Here is an 18209-nt window from a genome sequence, read left to right as displayed (position 1 = left end):
TTGTCGGCCAGGGCCTTGACCCGGGCCTTCAGTGCTTCCGTGTCGTACGAGGGCTTGAGGGCTTCCGCGATGACGTCGGCGACGTCCGCTCGGCGTCGACCGCGGTGGCGATCTCCGGATCCGGCTTGTGCAGGGGCGTGTTGAGCAGTGTCATCGCGGATTCCCTCGTGTGTGGGCGCAGTGGGCGGCGTACGCATCGGCGGACAGAGCGCCCGCGATGTTCTCGACCCGTAGCCGGAACAGCCAACCCGTGCTGTACGGGGCGGAGTTGACGGCCGTCGGGTCGTCGTCGAGCGCGGTGTTCACTTCCAGGACCTCGCCCGAGGCGGGCGAGTAGAGGTCACTGGCGGCGGTGGGCGACTCGATTCGCCCGCAGGACTCCCCGGCCTCGACCCAGGTGCCGACCTCGGGGAGCCGGAGGTGGACGACATCGCCGAGGGCCTTCGCCGCGAAGGCGGTGATGCCGACGGTGGCGTTGCCCTTGTCGACGGCCAGCCACTCGTGGTCCCAGGTGTAACGCAGGTGCCGGGGAACGCTCATCGCGACCTCCGAAAGACGGCCGCCGAGCGAGTCGGGAGGCATCGAAGTCATGAGGCCACGGCCACAGTTGCGGGCGTGAGCGTGCGGCGGAGTCGGTTGAACAGCTTGGGCTGATTCATGGCGAGCACGGCCACCGGAACGTCGTCCTGGCGATAGACCGCGATGAAGGAGCGGCTGTCGACGTCGCCCTCGACGATGTGGGGCCGGGCGCCGGGAGCGACGTGTCCGGCGAGCTGGATGCGTACCCGGTACTGGTCGGACCAGAAGTAGGGCGCGACGGCCGGGGCCGGAGCCGACGTGCCGGACAGCAGGGTGCGGGCCGCGGTCTTGGCCTGCTCGGTGGCGTTGGTCCAGTGCTCGATGCGGGCGTACCGGCCGGTGAAGGGGTTGGGGCAGCGGGCCACGTCGCCGACGGCGACCACGCCCGGGACGCTGGTCGCGCATCCGGCGTCGCACACCACGCCGTCGTCCACCTGGACGCCCGACCCCGAGAGCCAGTCGGTGTTGGGGCGTACGCCCACCCCGACCACGACGATGTCGGCGGGGAGCGCACGCCCGTCCGCCAGGCGCACCCCGGTGACCCGGCCGTCGCCGGTGAATCCCGCGACGCCGGTTCCGCGCAGCAGCCGTACCCCGTGGTCGTCGTGGAGCGAGGAGCACACCAGCCCCATCTCACGGCCCAGTTGGCGCTCCAGCGGGACGTCGAGCGCCTCGACGACCGTGACGTGGAGGCCGAGCCGGTGAGCGGTGGAGGCCACCTCGGCACCGATGAACCCGGCGCCGATGACGACGACCCGGGGCAGGCCGTCCAGCAGCTCGGCGCGCAGGGCGATGGCGTCGTCGAGGGTGCGCAGGGTGTGGATGCCGGCCAGTCCGTCCGCGCCGGGGATCATGCGGGCACTGGCGCCGGTCGCGACGACGACGCCGTCGGTGCGCAGCTCCTGTCCGCCGGCCAGGGTGACGGTGCGGGTCGCGGGGTCGAGCCGTACCGCCCGCTCGCCCAGCAGCCATCGCACGCCCAGGTTCTCGTACTCGTCCGCGTCGCCGAGGGCGAGCGCGTCGGCGTCGAGGTCCCCCTTGAGGAAGTCCTTGGACAGCGGCGGGCGGTCGTAGGGGGAGTGGCGTTCCTCGCCCACGACGACGAGCTCGCCGTCGTATCCCTCCGCGCGCAGTGCGCGCACCGTGCTCAGGCCTGCCAGCGAGGCCCCGACGACGGTGATGGTCCTCATGCGGGTTCTCCCACGGTGACGTCGAGCCGGATGGTGCCGTCCTGCACGGAAACGCGGTGGGTGCGCACGGGGATCTTGGCCGGTGCGCAGGTCGGACGGCCGGTCCGCAGGTCGAACGAGGCCGCGTGCAGGGGGCATTCGACGAAACAGCCCTCCAGCCAGCCGTCGGCCAGCGAGGCGTCCTGGTGTGTGCAGGTGTCGTCGACGGCGTAGACCTCGCCGTCCTCGGTGCGGAACACCGCGACGGGGGCGGGAACGCCGTCGGTCACGCGGATGGACTCGCCAGGCGGCAGGTCTTCGATCCGACACACCGTGATCATGGGGAAACCTCCGGGTTGCGGGTGCCCGACAGGGATGGGGCCGCCGGGCGGGTGGTGGGGCCCGCGAGCTGTCTCGACGGCGGAGCCGAAAGGAGCGTGTAGCGCATTGTGCAACTAGACTCGTTATGCGCAACATCGTCCCTATCGCTCGGAGAGGTTGTCAAGAGGGGATCCCGTCGAACGTTCAGATAGTGCACAATGTTGCGCCATGAGCAACGAAATGGACGGCCACGGGCAGGCGGAGTCTCCGGTGCAGTCGGTCGACCGGGCGGTGGCGGTGCTGGAGCTCCTGGCTCGTCAGGCGGAGGCGGGCATCACCGAGATCGCCGCCGAGCTCGGCGTGCACAAGTCGACGGCGTCACGGCTCGCCGTGGCCCTCGAGATGCGCGGACTGGTGGAGCAGCTGGAGGAGCGGGGCAAGTACCGCCTGGGTCTGGGGCTGGTGCGGCTGGCCGGTGCCGCCGCGGTCCGGCTGGACCTCTCGCAGCAGAGCCGCCCGGTCTGCGAGCGGCTGGCGGCCGAATTCGCGGAGACCATCAACCTGGCGATCCTCGACGGCGACGCCGCCGTCAACGTCGACCAGGTGCTCGGGCCCTCGGTGATCACCACCCACAACTGGGTGGGCCGACGCACCCCGCTGCATGCCACCTCCAGCGGCAAGGTGCTGCTGGCGCATCTCCCGGAGGTGGCGCTGAGCAGCAGGCTCGCCGGCCCCCTGGAGCGCTACACCCCTCGGACCGTGACCGACCCAGAGATCCTGCGGCAGCAACTGGAGAGCGCCCGCGCGGACGGGTACGCCTCCTGCACCGAGGAGCTCGAGACCGCCCTGAACGCCGTGGCCGCACCGGTCTTCGCCTACAACGGCCAGGTGGCCGGTGCGATCAGCGTCTCCGGGCCGTCCTTCCGGCTGGCGGAGCACCTGCTGCCACAGGCGGGCGCCGCGGTGCGGGCCGCAGCCGCGGAGGTCTCGGCCCGGCTCGGCCATGTCGGCACGAACTGAGGTCCAGGTGCCCTCGGTGGTCGTTCCTTCCTTCTCCTTGCAGGTCATCCGCCGACTGCGGGTCGGTCTCCGGCAGCCGCATCGGGGCCGCCGCGGGCACCTATCTGTGCCGATCTCACTGGATCGGCTGGGTATCGGCACGCGCCCTTCCCGGTCGTTCCCGGCGGTCCGCAGCCGGCGGGGAGCGCCTGCGCGACGGTGACCTCGAACGATCCTGACGGCGTCACGGGCGCCGAACCCGCACGTCATGCGGACGGCCGGCCCCTGCCAGGGGCCGGCCGTCCGCATGTGCCGGGAGGGGCTGCCCCTCGAAGGAAAGTTTGCGCGGCCGTGCTCTTGACACCGCTAGACCAGCAGGCAGACTAGTGTTGCTCATAGCGAGTCAATGTGCGTAATACGCAACAATAAAGATTGAGGGTTCGACAACTCGGCCTCGGTCTCCCCGGTCTCGGGGCACACCGGAACTCGTCCAGTTCCCCTCGCCGGATCTCCCCAGCGGACCGGTCCGGCGTCCCCAGTCATCCAGAACGTCCGGCCGGAGGTCGCACTCGGCCGCTCCCCTCAGCGAGGAGTTCGACAGTGACACACGAGGTACGCGCCGTCGTCGCACGGAAGAAGGGCGCCCCGGTCTCGGTGGAGACCGTCCTGGTGCCCGACCCGGGGCCGGGCGAGGCGCTGGTGCAGGTCCAGGCCTGCGGTGTCTGCCACACCGACCTGCACTACCGCGAGGGCGGGATCAACGACGAGTTCCCCTTCCTGCTCGGCCATGAGGCGGCCGGCGTGGTCGAGGCGGTCGGCGAGGGCGTCACCGAGGTCGCGCCCGGCGACTTCGTCGTCCTCAACTGGCGTGCGGTCTGTGGCAGTTGCCGCGCCTGTCGCCGTGGGCGGCCCTGGTACTGCTTCGCCACCCACAACGCCACCCAGCCCATGACGCTGACCGACGGCACCAAGCTGTCCCCGGCCCTGGGCATCGGCGCGTTCGCCGAGAAGACCCTCGTCGCCGCCGGACAGTGCACCAAGGTCCAGGCGACCGCCTCCGCCGCCGCGGCGGGCCTGCTCGGCTGCGGTGTGATGGCCGGGTTCGGTGCCGCGGTCAACACCGGAGGCGTCGGCCGCGGCGACTCCATCGCGGTCATCGGCTGCGGCGGCGTGGGCATGGCCGCCATCGCCGGCGCCCAGGTGGCCGGCGCGTCGAAGATCATCGCCGTCGACCTCGACGAGCGGAAGCTGGAGTGGGCCGGGAAGTTCGGCGCCACCGACACCGTCAACTCCTCCAAGACCGACCCCGTCGAGGCCATCCGCGAGCTCACCGGCGGCTTCGGCGCCGACGTCGTCGTGGACGCGGTGGGCCGCCCGGAGACGTACCAACAGGCCTTCTACGCCCGCGACCTGGCCGGCACCGTCGTCCTGGTCGGCGTGCCCGCCCCGGAGCGGACGATCGAGCTGCCGCTGCTGGACGTCTTCGGCCGTGGCGGCGCGCTGAAGTCCTCCTGGTACGGCGACTGCCTGCCCTCCCGGGACTTCCCCGTTCTGATCGACCTCTACCTGCAGGGCCGCTTCGACCTCGACGGCTTCGTCACCGAGAAGATCGCCCTGGACGAGGTGGAAGCGGCGTTCGAGAAGATGCACGGCGGCGAGGTCCTGCGCTCGGTGGTGGTCCTGTGACCGCGCGCATCGAACGCCTCGTCACCGCCGGAACCTTCCACCTGGACGGCGGCAGCTGGGAGGTCGAGAACAACGTCTGGCTGATCGGCGACGACCACGAGGTACTGGTCGTCGACGCCGCCCACGACAGCGAGGCGATCGCCGCCGCGATCGGGGACCGCCGGCTCGTCGGCATCGTCTGCACGCACGCCCACAACGACCACGTGAACGCGGCCCCGGCACTCGCCGACCGCACCGGCGCCCCGATCCTGCTCCACCCGGCGGACACGGTGCTGTGGAAGGGCGTCCACCCCTGGCGCGAGCCCGACCGGGAGCTGGCCGACGGCCAGGTGCTCACGGTCGCCGGGACCGAGCTGCAGGCGCTGCACACCCCCGGGCACTCGCCGGGCGCTGTCTGCCTCCACGCACCCGACCTGGGCGTGCTCTTCTCCGGGACACCCTCTTCCAGGGCGGCCCCGGGGCCACCGGCCGCTCCCACTCCGACTTCCCCACGATCATCGCGTCGATCCGCGACCGACTGCTCACACTCCCCGCGAGCACCGTCGTGCACACCGGTCACGGCGGCGACACACAGATCGGCGCCGAAGCACCCCAGCTGGACGCCTGGATCGCCCGAGGGCACTGATCCGCCTGCTACCGAACACGAAGGAGGAAACCATGGCGGCAGCGCCGAAGGTGGTCATCATCGGGGCCGGCATCGTCGGATGCGCACTCAGCGACGAACTGACCGAACGCGGCTGGAGGGACGTCACCGTCCTCGAACAGGGCCCGCTCTTCACCACGGGCGGCTCCACCTCGCACGCACCCGGTCTGGTCTTCCAGACCAACTCCTCGAAGACCATGACGGAGTTCGCCCACTACACCGGCGAGAAGTACGGCCGGCTGACCCTGGACGGGCAGTGGTGCTTCAAGCGGGTCGGCGGCCTGGAGGTGGCCACCAGCCCCGAGCGGCTGGCCGAACTCCGGCGCCGGCACGGCTGGTTGACCTCCTGGGGCGTGGACAGCCGCCTGCTGTCGCCCGAGGAGTCCGTCGGACTGCACCCGCTGCTCGACCCGGAGCGCATCCTCGGCGGATTCCACATCCCCACCGACGGCCTGGCCAAGGCCCTGCGCGCGGGCGAGGTGCAGGCCCGACGGGCCATCGAGCGCGGGGCCCGCTTCCTCGGCCACCACACCGTGACCGGGATCGAGACGACCGGCGACCGGATCAGCGCGGTCGCCACCGACCAGGGCACCTTCCCGGCGGACGTCGTCGTCTCCTGCGCCGGATTCTGGGGGCCGAAGATCGGCCGGATGGTCGGCCAGGCGGTGCCCCTGGTGCCGCTGGCCCACCAGTACGCCAGGACCACCCAACTCCCGGTTCTCCAGGGCCGCAACGACGAACTCACCGAGGCCTCCCTGCCGATCCTGCGCAACCAGGACGCCGGCCTCTACTACCGCGAACTCGTCGACCGCATCGGCATCGGCTCCTACGCGCACCGCCCGATGCCCGTCTCCCTGGACGACGTCCCGCACCCGCGCGACGCCGCCGTGATGCCGTCCTCCCTGGACTTCACCGAGGCCGACTTCGAGGGAGCCTGGGCCGACTCCCAGGCGCTGCTCCCGTCCCTGGCCGACGCCAAGGTCGAAGAAGGCTTCAACGGCATCTTCTCCTTCACCACCGACGGCATGCCGCTGATGGGGGAGTCCCGCCGGGTCCAGGGCTTCTGGCTGGCCGAAGCCGTCTGGGTCACCCACTCCGCAGGCGTAGCCAAGGCCATGGCCGAATGGCTGGTCGACGGCCGGCCCACCACCGACGTCCACGAGTGCGACATCAACCGCTTCGAGGAGGTCCAGCTGGCCCCCTCGTACGTACACGAGCGCAGCTGCCAGAACTTCGTCGAGGTGTACGACATCCTGCACCCGCTGCAGCCGGTGGAAGCGCCCCGCCCGCTGCGGGTCAGCCCCTTCCACTCCCGTCAGGAGGCCCTCGGCGCGGTCTTCCTGGAGGGCGGCGGCTGGGAGCGGCCGCACTGGTACGAGGCCAACGCCTCGCTGCCCGAGGTGGTCCGCATCCCCGGCCGTAACGCGTGGGCGTCCCGCTACTGGTCACCGATCGCCGGCGCCGAGGCCCTGGTCACCCGCGAACGCGTCGCCCTGTACGACATGACCCCGCTCAAGCGGCTGGAGGTCACCGGCCCCGAAGCCCTCGCCTTCCTCCAGGAGTTGACGACCAATCAGCTCGACAAGCCGGTCGGCTCGGTCACCTACACGCTGCTGCTCGACCACGCGGGCGGCATCCGCAGCGACCTGACCATCGCCCGCCTGGACACCGACCGCTTCCAGATCGGCGCCAACGGCAATCTCGACCTGGACTGGCTGCTGCGGCGCCTGCCCGGCGACGGCTCCGTGCAGGTGCGCGACATCACCGCCGGCACCTGCTGCCTGGGCGTATGGGGGCCCAGCGCCCGCGACCTGGTGCAGCCGCTGACCGACACCGACTTCTCCCACAGGGGCTTCGGCTACTTCAAGGCCAAGCAGGCCTACCTCGGCGACGTCCCCGTCACCGCGATGCGCCTGAGCTACGTGGGCGAACTCGGCTGGGAGATCTACACCACCGCCGACCTCGGCGCCAAGCTGTGGGACACCCTCTGGGAGGCAGGTCAGGAGCACGGGATCATCGCCGCCGGTCGCAGTGCTTTCAACAGCCTGCGCCTGGAGAAGGGTTACCGCTCCTGGGGTCACGACATGACCACCGAGCACAACCCCTACGAGGCCGGCGTCGGGTTCGCCGTACGCAAGAACAAGCGGCACTTCACCGGCAAGCTCGCCCTGGACGGCATCACCGACGAGACGGTCGGCCGCCGGCTCACCGCGCTGGTGATCCAGGACCAGCAGGCCGTGGTGATGGGCCACGAACCGGTCCACGTGAAGGGCCGCCCGGTCGGCTACGTGACCAGCGCCGCGTACGGCTACACCATCGACGCCCCGATCGCGTACGCCTGGCTCCCCGCCGAACACGCCGCCCCCGGCACGGCCGTGGAGATCGAGTACTTCGGCGCCAAGGTCCCGGCACTCACCGCGGCCGAGCCGCTCTTCGACCCGGAGATGCTCCGCATCCGCCGCTGACCGAAGACTTCGAGGAGAGATCGACATGCCTTCTTCGTACGACGTCATAGTCGTCGGCCTGGGCGGGATGGGCAGCGCCGCCGCCTACCACCTGGCCGCCCGCGGGCAGCGGGTGCTCGGCCTGGAACGCTTCGGCCCGGCCCACAACCTCGGCTCCAGCCACGGCGGTTCACGCATCTACCGCCAGGCCTGCTTCGAGGACCCCGCCTACGTGCCGCTGCTGCTGCGCGCCCACGAACTGTGGGAGAAGCTCGGCGTCGACTCCGGCCGCGAGGTCTTCACCGAGACCGGCGGCATCATGATCGGCCGCGAGAACAGCCTGGCGTTCTCCGGAACGCTCAGCAGCGCACGGCAGTGGGGTCTTGCGCACGAGGTCCTCACCGCCACCGAGATCCGCCGGCGCTTCCCCACCTTCACCCCCGCCGACCAGGACGTCGCCTTTTACGAGCACAAGGCCGGCATCGCCCGGCCGGAGGAGACAGTCAGCGCCCACCTGGCACTGGCCCGCGCGCACGGCGCCGAACTGCACTTCTCCGAGGGCGTTCTCGGCTGGGAGGCCGAGGGCCGGGGCGGCAAGGCCTGGGTGGTCACCGACCGCGGCGCCTACACCGCCGACCATCTGGTCATCGCCCCCGGCGCCTGGGCGCCCAAGCTGCTGTCCGACGTCGGGGTGCGGGTGACGGTCGAGCGGCAGGTCATGTACTGGTTCCAACCCGAGGGCGGCACCGGCCCGTTCACCGCGGACCGGCATCCCGTCTACATCTGGGAGGACCCGGACGGTACCCAGATCTACGGCTTCCCGGCCCTCGACGGCGCCGACGGCGGAGCCAAGGTCGCCTTCTTCCGCAAGGGCGTCCCCAGCGACCCGGACACTCTCGACCGGGAGGTGCACCCGGAGGAGATCGCGGCCATGGCCGAGTATCTGCGCCCGCGCATCCCCGCCCTGCCCGGCCGCTTCCTCAAGGCCGCCGCCAGCATGTACGCCAACACGCCCGACGAGCACTTCGTCCTGGCCCGGCACCCCGAGCACGCGCAGGTGACCGTGGCGTGCGGGTTCTCCGGTCACGGCTTCAAGTTCGTGCCCGTGATCGGCGAGATCCTCGCCGACCTGGCCCTCGAGGGCACCACCAGGCACCCCATCGAGCTCTTCAACCCCCGCCGCGTGCGCGTCTGACCGCTCACCGAGCTGCTTCCGAGCGACCTTTCCGGCGACTCTTCCGAGCGACTTTCCGAGGTGAATGACCATGACCACGACCAGCCTGCCCCCGAGCCTGATCCCCACGCTGTCCGGGGAGCACTACACCGACCCCGAGATCTTCGCCCTGGAACAGGAGCGCATCTTCGAGGCCATGTGGTTCTGTGTGTCCCGCTCCTCGGAACTGGCCAGGCCCGGCCAGTTCCGCACCTACCAGGTCGGCCGGGAGAGCGTCCTCGTCTCCCGTTCCCGTGACGGCTCCGTCAAGGGGTTCCTCAACATCTGCCGGCACCGCGGCGCCAAGCTGTGCACCGAGGAGTCCGGCGAGGTCAAGCGTGCCTTCCAATGTCCGTACCACGCCTGGACCTACGGCCTGGACGGCAAGCTCGTCGCTGCACCGAACCTGACGTCGATGCCGGACATCGACCGGGTCCAGTACGGCCTGATCAACGTCCACATCCGCGAGTGGCTCGGCTACGTGTGGGTGTGCCTCGCCGACGCTCCGCCGTCCTTCGAGGAGACCGTCATCGGCGATGTCGTCTCACGGCTGGGCGACACGGAGTCGATCGAGAACTACGGGATCGACGACCTCCAGGTGGGCCGGCGCATCACCTACGACGTGAAGGCGAACTGGAAGCTCATCATCGAGAACTTCATGGAGTGCTACCACTGCGCCACGATCCACCCCGAACTCACCGAAGTACTCCCGGAGTTCGCGGACGGCTACGCGGCCCAGTACTACGTCGGCCACGGCGCCGAGTTCGGCGACGAGGTCCAGGGTTTCACCGTCGACGGCAGCGAGGGTCTGGACCGCATCCCCGGTGTCGCGGAGGGACAGGACCGCCGCTACTACGCGATCACCGTGCAGCCGCAGGTCTTCATCAACCTGGTGCCCGACCACGTGATCTTCCACCGCATGTACCCGATGGCGGAGGACCGCACGGTCGTCGAGTGCGACTGGCTGTACCTCCCGCACGTGGTGGAGAGCGGCAAGGATGTGAGCCGGTCCGTTGAGCTGTTCCACCGCGTCAACCAGCAGGACTTCGACGCCTGCGAGCGCACCCAGCCGGGGATGAGTTCCCGGGCCTACGTCAAGGGCGGGGTCCTCGTCCCCAGCGAGCACCACATCGGCGCTTTCCACACCTGGGTGCAGGAGAAGCTCGGCACGGCTTCCGCCCACTGACCCGCTCGCTGCCACCAGGCTTTGATCGGCTCCCGTGAGTAAATAGGGGGCATGCTCTCCGACTTCACGCACGAGCACGACGGTGAACGGCTCAGCGGTGTGTACGGCGGTGATCCTTCCGGGGTCACCGCCGTGGTGCTGCATGGCGCGGGCAACGGCAGCACGGAGCGACTGCTGCCGTTGGTGCGGGAGTTCGTCGCCCACGGCTGTCGGGGTGTCGCCTTCGACTTCTCCGGACACGGCGAAAGCACCGGAAAGCTCAGTGAGTTGAGCCTACGGCGGCGGTTCGAGCAGGCCGTCGCGGTGATCGACGCGTACGCGGGGGCGGACAGGCCACTGATCCTCGTGGGGTTCAGCATGAGTGGGCAGACGGTGGCGGATCTCGTCCGGCACTACGGGGATCGGGTGGCGGCGCTGGGGCTGTGCGCGCCCGCCGTGTACTCGGCCGAGGCGTGGGACGTGCCCTTCGGGGAGGGCAACGGACGGTTCAGCGGGATCATCCGGCGCCCGGACAGCTGGCGCGAGGCGCCCGCGCTCCCGGCGCTGCGGGCGTACGAGGGCCGGGCGGTGCTCGCCGTGCCCGGCACGGACGCGGTGATCCCGCCCGCGGTGACGGAGGCCGTACAGGATGCGCTGGCGGCGCGCGCCCAGTACACGCGCTTCGAACTCCCCGACTCCGAGCACCAGTTGGGACTGTGGTTCCGTGATCACGCCGAGGACCGGCGGGAGTTCGTGGAGGCGGTGCTGACCGGCCTCCAGGACCGGGGCTGGTCGGCCACGCGTGCATGGGTGGCCAAGCGGCTCGGCCACGGCCGCTCGGTCGCCGACTCCCGTCTGCTGTACGGAGGTTGGAGTTCCCAGATGCGCCGGCTGTCGCTCGACGACGGCACGGACCTGGTGCAACGGACTTTCGTCAAGCCGTTCTTCCGCCACCACGGGCCCGGGCTGCTGGCCCGCGAGGCATCCGTCCTGACGCTGCTCGCCGGGGAGGAAGGCGTCCCGGCACCCGGGCTCGTCGCCGTGGACGCAACGGCCGAACACTGCGACCACCCGACCCTGTTGATGACCGCGCTGCCCGGTCGCGTCCGCGTGGACGAGGACGACCTCGACCGGCGCCTGGACCTGCTCGCGGCCCAGCTCGTCCGCGTCCACGGCGTCGTACCGGCCGAAAGGCCGCGCACATACCAGGCGTGGACGTCCCCGGCGCGCGTCCGCACCCCGGACGGCGACCCGTGGGAGCGGGCCGTCGACGTGATCCGCCGCGACCCGCCGCCGTACGAAGGCCGCTTCCTGCACCGCGACTTCCACCCCGGGAACGTGCTGTTCACGGGAGCCGGGCCGGAGTTGCGGGTCAGCGGCGTCGTCGACTGGGTCGAGACCTCGTGGGGTCCCGCCGACCTCGACGTGGCGCACTGCTCAACCGCGCTCGCTCTGCTGCACGGACCGCAGCACGGGCTGGACTTCCGCGAGCGGTACGAGGCACACGGCGGCCGCGACCTCGCCCACGGCCCAGACCACTTGTACTGGCGGCTGCTCGACGCCCTGCACTACTGCCCCGACGCGGCGAAGCTGGCCGGACCGTGGCGTGAGCTGGGGCGCGACGATCTGACGGCCGGGGTGCTTGGGGCACGACTGGAGGCGTATGTGGACGGGCTGCTGAAGCGGTACGGCTGACGGGCCCCGGGGCGTGTATCGGAAGTGATCAGGGTGAGTGGCCGGCCAGTGTCCGAAGCCTGAGATCCGTGGTTCGACGCAGACCTGGGAGGTGGACGTATTGGCCGCCGTGGTGCTCGTTCACGGCCTGTATCACCGTCCGGAGCACTTCGCCGTGGTGGCGGAACGCTTGCGGACCGCAGGCACCGAGGTTGTCGTTCCCGAGCTTCACCGGGGCTCGTTGCCCGCTGACACGGCCGCGGTCCAGGCGGCCGTCGACGCACTGCAGGAGCCTCCGATTGTGCTCGGTCACTCCTACGGCGGGTCAGTGATCACCGGGGTGAACGGAGCGGGGCACCTGGTCTATGTGGCGGCCTTCGTGCCGGATGCGGGCGAGAGCGCGGCAGGTCTGGGCGGGGCGTCGCCTCAGCTCCAGGAGGCGATCACTCCTGAGCCCGACGGCTGGACCAGCCTGCACTCCGACCGGGCTGTCGGCACTCTCTACGGTGACTGTCCCGAACCTCTCGCCGCCTGGGCGGTCGGTCTACTGCGTGCACAAGCCCCTGGCTGCGGGCGCGGAGTCCCGGGGCACCAAAGCTGGAAGCACACGCCCTCCACCTACATCGTCTGCGCACGAGACCGGGCCATCGACCCGGTCCTGCAACGGAAGATGGCCTCGCGCTGCACCTACGTGCGTGAGTGGCAGACAGGCCACTCCCCGTTCGTAGGACAGCCCGATCTCATTGTCGAACTCCTGCAGGAACTGCTCGCGTGTCCTGGCGGGGACTCCTGAGCGGGCGCGCGTGAGAGCTCAGGTGTGATCTCGGCGTCGACCTCCAGGACTGAGGGCCATGCCCTGCCGGGCGAGCGGGGCGGCGTCAGGTCCGGCCCACCGCCCTCGCCCGCTCCACTGCCGGCCCGATCGCCTCCGCGACCGCGTCGATGTCCTCCTTCGTGGAGGTGTGCCCCAGCGAGAAGCGCAGGGTGCCGCGGGCGAGGGCCGGGGCGGTGCCCGTGGCGAGGAGAACGTGGCTCGGGCGGGCCACGCCCGCCGTGCAGGCCGAGCCGGTGGAGCACTCGATGCCCTGTGCGTCGAGGAGGAGCAGCAGGGAGTCGCCCTCACAGCCGGGGAAGGCGAAGTGCGCGTTGCAGGGGAGGCGGCCCGCCGGGTCGGGGTCGCCGCACAGGATGGCGTCGGGCACCGCCGCCCGTACCCGATCGATCAACTGGTCGCGCAGGAGACCGATCTCGTACGCGTGGTCCGCGCGCCGCTCGGCGGCCAGGCGGGCGGCGACGGCGAAGGCGGCGATGGCGGGGACGTCGAGGGTGCCGGAGCGGACGTGCCGCTCCTGGCCGCCGCCGTGCAGGAGGGGCACGGGCGTGTGTCCGCGGCCGAGCAGCAGGGCGCCGATGCCGTGCGGGCCGCCCATCTTGTGCCCGGTCACGGACATCGCGGCGAGTCCGGAGGCGGCGAAGTCCAGCTCCACCTGGCCGAAGGCCTGCACCGCGTCCGAGTGCATCGGGATGCCGAACTCGCCCGCGATCTGCGCGAGTTCACGGATCGGCAGCACCGTACCGATCTCGTTGTTGGCCCACATGACGGTGACCAGTGCGACGTCGGAGGGGTCGCGCGCAATCGCTGCACGCAGCGCCTCGGGATGCACACTGCCGTAGGAGTCGACCGGCAGCCACTCGACGTGCGCGCCCTCGTGGTCGGCCAGCCAGCCGACGGCGTCGAGCACCGCGTGATGCTCGACGGGGCTGACGAGGATGCGGGTGCGGTGCGGATCGACGGCGCGCCGGGCCCAGTACAGGCCCTTGACGGCGAGGTTGTCGGACTCCGTACCGCCCGCGGTGAAGACGACTTCGCCGGGGCGTGCGCCGAGCGCGGCGGCGAAGGTCTCCCGGGACTCCTCGACCGTACGCCGGGCGCGCCGGCCGGCAGCGTGCAGCGAAGCCGCGTTGCCGAAGACGGCAAGCCGGTCGGCCATCGCCTGCACCGCTTCCGGAAACATCGGCGTGGTCGCCGCGTGGTCGAGGTAGGCCACGTGAGTGCTCAGGCTCTCAGCGGAAGACGACCGTGCGGTTGCCGTTGACCATCACACGGCTCTCGCTGTGCCACTCCACGGCCCGGGCCAGGACCTGCGCCTCGACGTCGCGGCCGACGGTGACCAGCTCCTCCGGGTCGTGTGCGTGATTCACCCGAACCACGTCCTGCTCGATGATCGGGCCCTCGTCCAGGTCCGCGGTCACGTAGTGCGCCGTGGCGCCGACCAGCTTGACCCCACGCTCGTGGGCCTGCACATAAGGCCGCGCGCCCTTGAAGCTCGGCAGGAACGAGTGGTGGATGTTGATCGCCCGGCCGTCGAGCTGCTTGCACAGGTCGTCCGAGAGGATCTGCATGTAGCGGGCGAGGACCACCAGGTCGACGTTCAGCTCGTCGACCAGCTCCATCAGCCGGGCCTCCGCCTCGGTCTTCGTCTCGCGGGTCACCGGGACGTGATGGAAGGGGATGCCGTAACTGCGGGCCAGCGGCTCGAAGTCGCGGTGGTTGGAGACGATCGCCGGGATATCGATGTTGAGGGCGCCGACGCTCTTGCGGAAGAGCAGGTCGTTCAGGCAGTGGCCGAACTTCGACACCATGATCAGGGTGCGGGTCGGCCTGGAGGCGTCGTAGAGCTGCCAGGAGATGTTGAACGCCTCCGCGACCGAGCCGAAGCCGGTGCGCAACTCCTCCAGGCCGAGACGCGGATCCGTGACGTGGAAGCGGACCCGCATGAAGAAGTGGTCCTGCAGCCGGTCGTCGAACTGCTTGCTCTCCAGGATGTCGCCGGTGTGCCGTACGAGGAAGCCGCTGACGGCGTGGACGATGCCGGCCCGGTCGGGGCAGGAAAGCGTGAGGACGTACTCGCGGCCGGGCTGCGAACGAGGAGACATGACATCCTCCATTGATTCGTATTACGCAACAGATAGAGTGATACGCAACAGCATCTTCCCGGTGGCCACCGCGCCGGTCAAGAGATGCGACCGTCACTGTGCGGACTGTCGGCTGCAGGGCCGTGAGCGGCAACACTGGACCCCTGGATGCGCCCAGAGGCTTGCGCTTGCTGGTCGGCGCGCGGAGTGTGGCCGGGCAGGTGTTCCTTGCGTCGGCGAGGCGTTCGCCAACTCCGACCTCAGCCGCGCCAACTCCGGCTCGCTCAGCCCGACTTCACGCAGCCGTCGCATACGGTCCGCGTGCGTTAGTCGCGAGCGCATCGCGCCGAAGACGATCACGCGGGGCGGCGGGACGGATGGCTCAACAGGCAAGGTCAGGCCGCCGGAGCAGTGCGTGCCGTCCGTCGACAGCTCGACGGTGCCGGGGTGTTGCCGAAAGGTCCGAGAACCCGACCGGGCCTTGCGAAGCGGACAGCTGTCCGGTACGTTCCCTCGTACCGGACAGCTGTCCGCTTCTCTGTCACGGAAAATGCCTCTGCCATGAAACTGCTGATCCTCGGGGCGACCGGCCCCACCGGCCGCCACGTCATCGACTCGGCCCTGCGGGCCGGTGACTCGGTCACGGCCTTCGTGCGCAACCCGGCGGCCCTGGGCGACCTGGCCGACAAGGTCACCGTCGCCACCGGCGACGCCACCTCGCGCCGTGACGTCTCCGCCGCCGCCGGGCAGGACGTGATCGTCTCCGCCCTCGGCATGGGAACCTCGGTGCGCGCGAACGGTCTCTTCACGCGTTCCGCGGCGGCCGTGATCGACACGGCCCGGGATGTCGGCGTCTCCCGTCTGGTGTGGCTGTCGTCGTTCGGGGTCGGCCACACCTTCGACTGGTCGAGTACCACGCAGAAGTTGATCTACCGCACGCTGCTTCGGTCGATCTACGCGGACAAGGCCGTCGCGGACGAACACATCCGCTCCAGCGGGCTGGACTGGACCGTCGTCCTCCCGACCAGGCTGACCAACGACCCCGCCAAGGGCACGTTCCTCGCGGACGACCGCCTGCCGATGAAGGGCAACCCGACGATCAGCCGGGCGGACGTCGCCGCCTTCATGCACCGGGCGGCACACGGCACCGAGTGGATCCACCGCAGCCCTGTGATCACCGATTGAGGGCAGGGCTGCAACTCCCGTTGAAGGTAAGCCTGTTCGGATCATCCCGCGGTGACCGCCCGGCCCTTCACGATCACCACTGACTGTGGAAGGCTTCGGCGCAGGCGACCCCGGCGGTGAGGAGAGCCGATGACCGATCACGACCGTGCGCCCGCCGTGCTGGACGAGGTGAAGGACCGCAAGGCGTATCTGACCTTGAACCGGCTTGACCGGCTCAACGCGATCGGCTCCCGGTTGCCCGGCGAACTCGCCGGCGCGGTACGGAAGGCGGACATTGACCCGGACGTACACGTGGACGCGCAGGTCGTGGAGTTGGCATTCCGGATGGCGGTGTGCCGGTGAACCAGCTCGCCATGCAAAAGCTGATGATCAATCAGGCGTACGACAACATGGCGCTGCACGGCACCCAGATCCTGGCGACGCTGTTCGACGGCATCACCTGGCACTCGCCGGAGGGCCGTTGGTTCCGGGAGTCCGCCGCCACCCACGGTTTCCACGAGGCGGTCAAGTGGCGTGACACCGGCCGCTGGATCCCCACCGCGGACGACCTCGAGGAGGGCTGACGGACATGACGCCCGCGCTGAAAGAGTCGTACTGGCCCGCCGACACCTCCCGCCCGGTCCTGGAGCTGACGACGGGCGAGGTGCTGCGGCAGGCCGCGGCGGCCGTACCGGACCGTATGGCACTGGCCGAAGTCGCCCCGTCCGGTGCCTCGTTGACCGGCGCGGACCGCACCGACCGCACCTGGACCTACGCGCAGCTGCTCGCCGACGCCGAACACGCCGCGTCCTGGCTGGCCGGGCGGTTCGCTCCGGGTGAGCACATCGCCGTATGGGCGCCCAACGTGCCCGAATGGGTCGTCCTCCAGTACGGCGCCGCGCTCGCCGGCCTGGTCCTGGTGACCGTCAACCCGGCTCTTCGAGAGGCGGAGTTGGAGCATGTGCTGGGGCAGTCGCGATCCGTAGGACTAGTACTGACCGACGCCTTCCGCGGAACCGACATGGCTGGACAGGCGGAGCACCTCGCACCGCGCCTGCCCCTCCTGCGCGAACGCATCTCCTTCACCGGCTGGCTGGACGAGATCCGCCGCACCCCGCCCGCACCGCTGCCGACGGTCGAACCGGGCGCCGCGGCGCAGGTCCAGTACACCTCCGGCACCACCGGAGTACCGAAGGGCGCCCTGCTGCACCATCGCGGACTCGTCACCAATGCCGCCCTGGTGGCCGACCGTGCCCAAGTCGCCGAGGGCGGAACATGGTTGACGGGACTGCCACTGTTCCACACCGCCGGCTGCGGGCTGTCCGTACTCGGCACCGCCCTGCGACGGGGCACTCTGGTGCAGCTCCAGCTCTTCGACCCGGGGCTCGCCCTGGAAGCCCTGCAGAAGTGGCGGGCCACAAGCTTCGCCGGCGTGCCGCGCATGCACGCCGCACTCCTGGCCCACCCCGGCTTCGACACATACGACTTGAAGAGCTGCGACGTCCTGGTGTCCGGCGGCGACCTGGTACCGCCGGAGCTCATCGCGGCGGCCGAGCGGCGCTTCGGCGCCCGGTTCTCCACCGTCTACGGTCAGACGGAACTCAGCCCCGTCATCACCCAGACCAGCCCCGACGACAGCGCGCAGGACAAGCAGCACGCGGGTCGTCCGCTGCCGCAGGTCGAGGTCAAGATCGTGGAACCGGGCGGCACCCGGATCCTGCCGCCCGGTGAACAGGGCGAGATCTGCGCCCGCGGCCACCAGGTCATGCTCGGCTATCACGACCTGCCCGAGGCCACCGCCGAGACCGTCGACGCGGACGGCTGGCTGCACACCGGGGACCTGGCCACCATGGACGAACGCGGCTACGTCACCATCACCGGCCGCCTCAAGGACCTGATCATCCGCGGTGGGGAGAACATCTACCCCGCCGAGATCGAGACCGCGCTGGCCGCCCATCCCCTCGTCCGCGAGGCCGTGGTGCTCGGCATCCCGGACCCCGGCTGGGGCGAACAGGTCGCCGCCGTGATCAGCCCCGCCGACCCCGACCGCCCACCCACCGCCGCAGCCCTCCACGACCACCTGCGCGCCGCCCTGGCCCCGCACAAGACACCGCGCCACTGGTACCTGTCCGACGACATTCCCGCCAACGCCATGGGCAAGACCCAGAAGTTCATCCTGCGCCGCCGCATCACGGAGGGCACCGTGCCCGAACTCGACTGAGAAGCCAGGCAGACA

At 70.4% G+C, this 18209-nt stretch carries 17 protein-coding genes and 2 pseudogenes; 12 read left to right on the top strand and 7 right to left on the bottom strand.

The window, feature by feature from the left end; genetic code table 11:
* Nucleotides 1-28 precede the first annotated feature (28 nt).
* The 4 genes from ACFY1L_RS38040 to ACFY1L_RS38025 are packed head-to-tail and all read right to left on the bottom strand — an operon-like array spanning nt 29 to nt 2089.
* Nucleotides 29-154 (bottom strand): hypothetical protein, encoded by a 126-nt coding sequence (locus tag ACFY1L_RS38040; RefSeq protein WP_388835613.1) that lies wholly within the window; start codon nt 152-154, stop codon nt 29-31.
* Nucleotides 151-540, bottom strand: a complete 390-nt coding sequence (gene gcvH, locus ACFY1L_RS38035; RefSeq protein WP_388835028.1) for a glycine cleavage system protein GcvH — start codon at nt 538-540, stop codon at nt 151-153. Before gcvH ends, ACFY1L_RS38040 begins: the two co-directional genes overlap by 4 nt.
* 47 nt (nt 541-587) lie before the next feature.
* A complete protein-coding gene (locus tag ACFY1L_RS38030; RefSeq protein WP_388835025.1) occupies nt 588-1769 on the bottom strand; it encodes an NAD(P)/FAD-dependent oxidoreductase in 1182 nt (393 codons plus the stop codon).
* Nucleotides 1766-2089 carry a bifunctional 3-phenylpropionate/cinnamic acid dioxygenase ferredoxin subunit gene (locus ACFY1L_RS38025; protein WP_388835023.1) on the bottom strand — a complete coding sequence of 108 codons (324 nt, stop codon included), beginning with the start codon at nt 2087-2089 and terminating at the stop codon, nt 1766-1768. Before ACFY1L_RS38025 ends, ACFY1L_RS38030 begins: the two co-directional genes overlap by 4 nt.
* Nucleotides 2090-2297: 208 nt before the next feature.
* Here ACFY1L_RS38025 and ACFY1L_RS38020 point away from each other — a divergent pair, with 208 nt between their 5' ends.
* From ACFY1L_RS38020 to ACFY1L_RS37985, 8 genes and pseudogenes are all read left to right on the top strand, one after another.
* Entirely contained in the window at nt 2298-3089 is a 792-nt protein-coding gene (locus ACFY1L_RS38020) for an IclR family transcriptional regulator (protein ID WP_388835020.1), read from the top strand.
* A 579-nt stretch (nt 3090-3668) separates the two neighbouring features.
* Complete coding sequence (locus ACFY1L_RS38015; RefSeq protein ID WP_388835017.1) at nt 3669-4754, top strand: S-(hydroxymethyl)mycothiol dehydrogenase; 1086 nt, start codon at nt 3669-3671, stop codon at nt 4752-4754.
* Nucleotides 4751-5379, top strand: a pseudogene (locus ACFY1L_RS38010) (MBL fold metallo-hydrolase). The gene ACFY1L_RS38015 and the pseudogene ACFY1L_RS38010 overlap by 4 nt, the downstream one beginning before the upstream one ends.
* Before the next feature lie 32 nt (nt 5380-5411).
* The gene (locus ACFY1L_RS38005) at nt 5412-7862 is read left to right on the top strand and encodes an FAD-dependent oxidoreductase (protein ID WP_388835014.1); all 2451 of its coding nucleotides are present in this window, start codon (nt 5412-5414) and stop codon (nt 7860-7862) included.
* A gap of 25 nt (nt 7863-7887) precedes the next feature.
* The gene (solA, locus tag ACFY1L_RS38000; protein ID WP_388835011.1) at nt 7888-9036 is read left to right on the top strand and encodes an N-methyl-L-tryptophan oxidase; all 1149 of its coding nucleotides are present in this window, start codon (nt 7888-7890) and stop codon (nt 9034-9036) included.
* A 70-nt stretch (nt 9037-9106) separates the two neighbouring features.
* Nucleotides 9107-10240: an aromatic ring-hydroxylating dioxygenase subunit alpha gene (locus tag ACFY1L_RS37995; RefSeq protein ID WP_388835008.1), complete on the top strand. Its 1134-nt coding sequence runs from the start codon at nt 9107-9109 to the stop codon at nt 10238-10240.
* Nucleotides 10241-10291: 51 nt separating this feature from the next.
* A complete protein-coding gene (locus ACFY1L_RS37990) occupies nt 10292-11914 on the top strand; it encodes an alpha/beta fold hydrolase (RefSeq protein ID WP_388835006.1) in 1623 nt (540 codons plus the stop codon).
* Nucleotides 11915-12014: 100 nt separating this feature from the next.
* On the top strand, nt 12015-12686 hold the full coding sequence (locus ACFY1L_RS37985; RefSeq protein WP_388835003.1) for an alpha/beta hydrolase: 672 nt from the start codon (nt 12015-12017) through the stop codon (nt 12684-12686).
* Nucleotides 12687-12771: 85 nt separating this feature from the next.
* Here ACFY1L_RS37985 and ACFY1L_RS37980 read toward each other — a convergent pair whose 3' ends face one another.
* The 3 genes and pseudogenes from ACFY1L_RS37980 to ACFY1L_RS37970 all read right to left on the bottom strand — a co-directional run.
* The gene (locus ACFY1L_RS37980) at nt 12772-13941 is read right to left on the bottom strand and encodes a cysteine desulfurase family protein (RefSeq protein WP_388835000.1); all 1170 of its coding nucleotides are present in this window, start codon (nt 13939-13941) and stop codon (nt 12772-12774) included.
* Nucleotides 13942-13957: 16 nt separating this feature from the next.
* Nucleotides 13958-14830, bottom strand: coding sequence for a formyltetrahydrofolate deformylase (purU, locus tag ACFY1L_RS37975; RefSeq protein ID WP_388834997.1), 873 nt, complete (start codon nt 14828-14830; stop codon nt 13958-13960).
* A gap of 318 nt (nt 14831-15148) precedes the next feature.
* Nucleotides 15149-15256: pseudogene (locus ACFY1L_RS37970) on the bottom strand (sulfurylase large subunit); the annotation flags it as partial.
* 114 nt (nt 15257-15370) lie between these two features.
* On the opposite strand from ACFY1L_RS37970, the gene ACFY1L_RS37965 reads away from it, so the two are divergent.
* The 4 genes from ACFY1L_RS37965 to ACFY1L_RS37950 all read left to right on the top strand — a co-directional run bounded on the left by ACFY1L_RS37965 (nt 15371) and on the right by ACFY1L_RS37950 (nt 18194).
* A complete protein-coding gene (locus tag ACFY1L_RS37965) occupies nt 15371-15994 on the top strand; it encodes an NAD(P)-dependent oxidoreductase (protein ID WP_388834994.1) in 624 nt (207 codons plus the stop codon).
* Nucleotides 15995-16123: 129 nt separating this feature from the next.
* Nucleotides 16124-16336 (top strand): hypothetical protein, encoded by a 213-nt coding sequence (locus ACFY1L_RS37960; RefSeq protein ID WP_388834991.1) that lies wholly within the window; start codon nt 16124-16126, stop codon nt 16334-16336.
* 11 nt (nt 16337-16347) lie between these two features.
* Nucleotides 16348-16557, top strand: coding sequence for a hypothetical protein (locus tag ACFY1L_RS37955; RefSeq protein WP_388834988.1), 210 nt, complete (start codon nt 16348-16350; stop codon nt 16555-16557).
* A gap of 5 nt (nt 16558-16562) precedes the next feature.
* On the top strand, nt 16563-18194 hold the full coding sequence (locus ACFY1L_RS37950; protein ID WP_388834986.1) for an AMP-binding protein: 1632 nt from the start codon (nt 16563-16565) through the stop codon (nt 18192-18194).
* Nucleotides 18195-18209: the final 15 nt, after the last annotated feature.

It is taken from the genome of Streptomyces sp. NPDC001663, from assembly GCF_042893105.1.
Taxonomy (GTDB): domain Bacteria; phylum Actinomycetota; class Actinomycetes; order Streptomycetales; family Streptomycetaceae; genus Streptomyces.
The sequence above is the reverse complement of the archived record's forward strand: the minus strand, read 5'-3'. Positions and strand labels throughout refer to the sequence as shown.

Bases quoted from the DNA above. Each gene is read 5' to 3' on its own strand.
- ACFY1L_RS38040 (WP_388835613.1), bottom strand. From the start codon at position 154: ATGACACTGCTCAACACGCCCCTGCACAAGCCGGATCCGGAGATCGCC.
- gcvH (WP_388835028.1), bottom strand. From the start codon at position 540: ATGAGCGTTCCCCGGCACCTGCGTTACACCTGGGACCACGAGTGGCTG.
- ACFY1L_RS38030 (WP_388835025.1), bottom strand. From the start codon at position 1,769: ATGAGGACCATCACCGTCGTCGGGGCCTCGCTGGCAGGCCTGAGCACG.
- ACFY1L_RS38025 (WP_388835023.1), bottom strand. From the start codon at position 2,089: ATGATCACGGTGTGTCGGATCGAAGACCTGCCGCCTGGCGAGTCCATC.
- ACFY1L_RS38020 (WP_388835020.1), top strand. From the start codon at position 2,298: ATGAGCAACGAAATGGACGGCCACGGGCAGGCGGAGTCTCCGGTGCAG.
- ACFY1L_RS38005 (WP_388835014.1), top strand. From the start codon at position 5,412: ATGGCGGCAGCGCCGAAGGTGGTCATCATCGGGGCCGGCATCGTCGGA.
- solA (WP_388835011.1), top strand. From the start codon at position 7,888: ATGCCTTCTTCGTACGACGTCATAGTCGTCGGCCTGGGCGGGATGGGC.
- ACFY1L_RS37995 (WP_388835008.1), top strand. From the start codon at position 9,107: ATGACCACGACCAGCCTGCCCCCGAGCCTGATCCCCACGCTGTCCGGG.
- ACFY1L_RS37990 (WP_388835006.1), top strand. From the start codon at position 10,292: ATGCTCTCCGACTTCACGCACGAGCACGACGGTGAACGGCTCAGCGGT.
- purU (WP_388834997.1), bottom strand. From the start codon at position 14,830: ATGTCTCCTCGTTCGCAGCCCGGCCGCGAGTACGTCCTCACGCTTTCC.
- ACFY1L_RS37965 (WP_388834994.1), top strand. From the start codon at position 15,371: ATGAAACTGCTGATCCTCGGGGCGACCGGCCCCACCGGCCGCCACGTC.
- ACFY1L_RS37960 (WP_388834991.1), top strand. From the start codon at position 16,124: ATGACCGATCACGACCGTGCGCCCGCCGTGCTGGACGAGGTGAAGGAC.
- ACFY1L_RS37955 (WP_388834988.1), top strand. From the start codon at position 16,348: ATGCAAAAGCTGATGATCAATCAGGCGTACGACAACATGGCGCTGCAC.
- ACFY1L_RS37950 (WP_388834986.1), top strand. From the start codon at position 16,563: ATGACGCCCGCGCTGAAAGAGTCGTACTGGCCCGCCGACACCTCCCGC.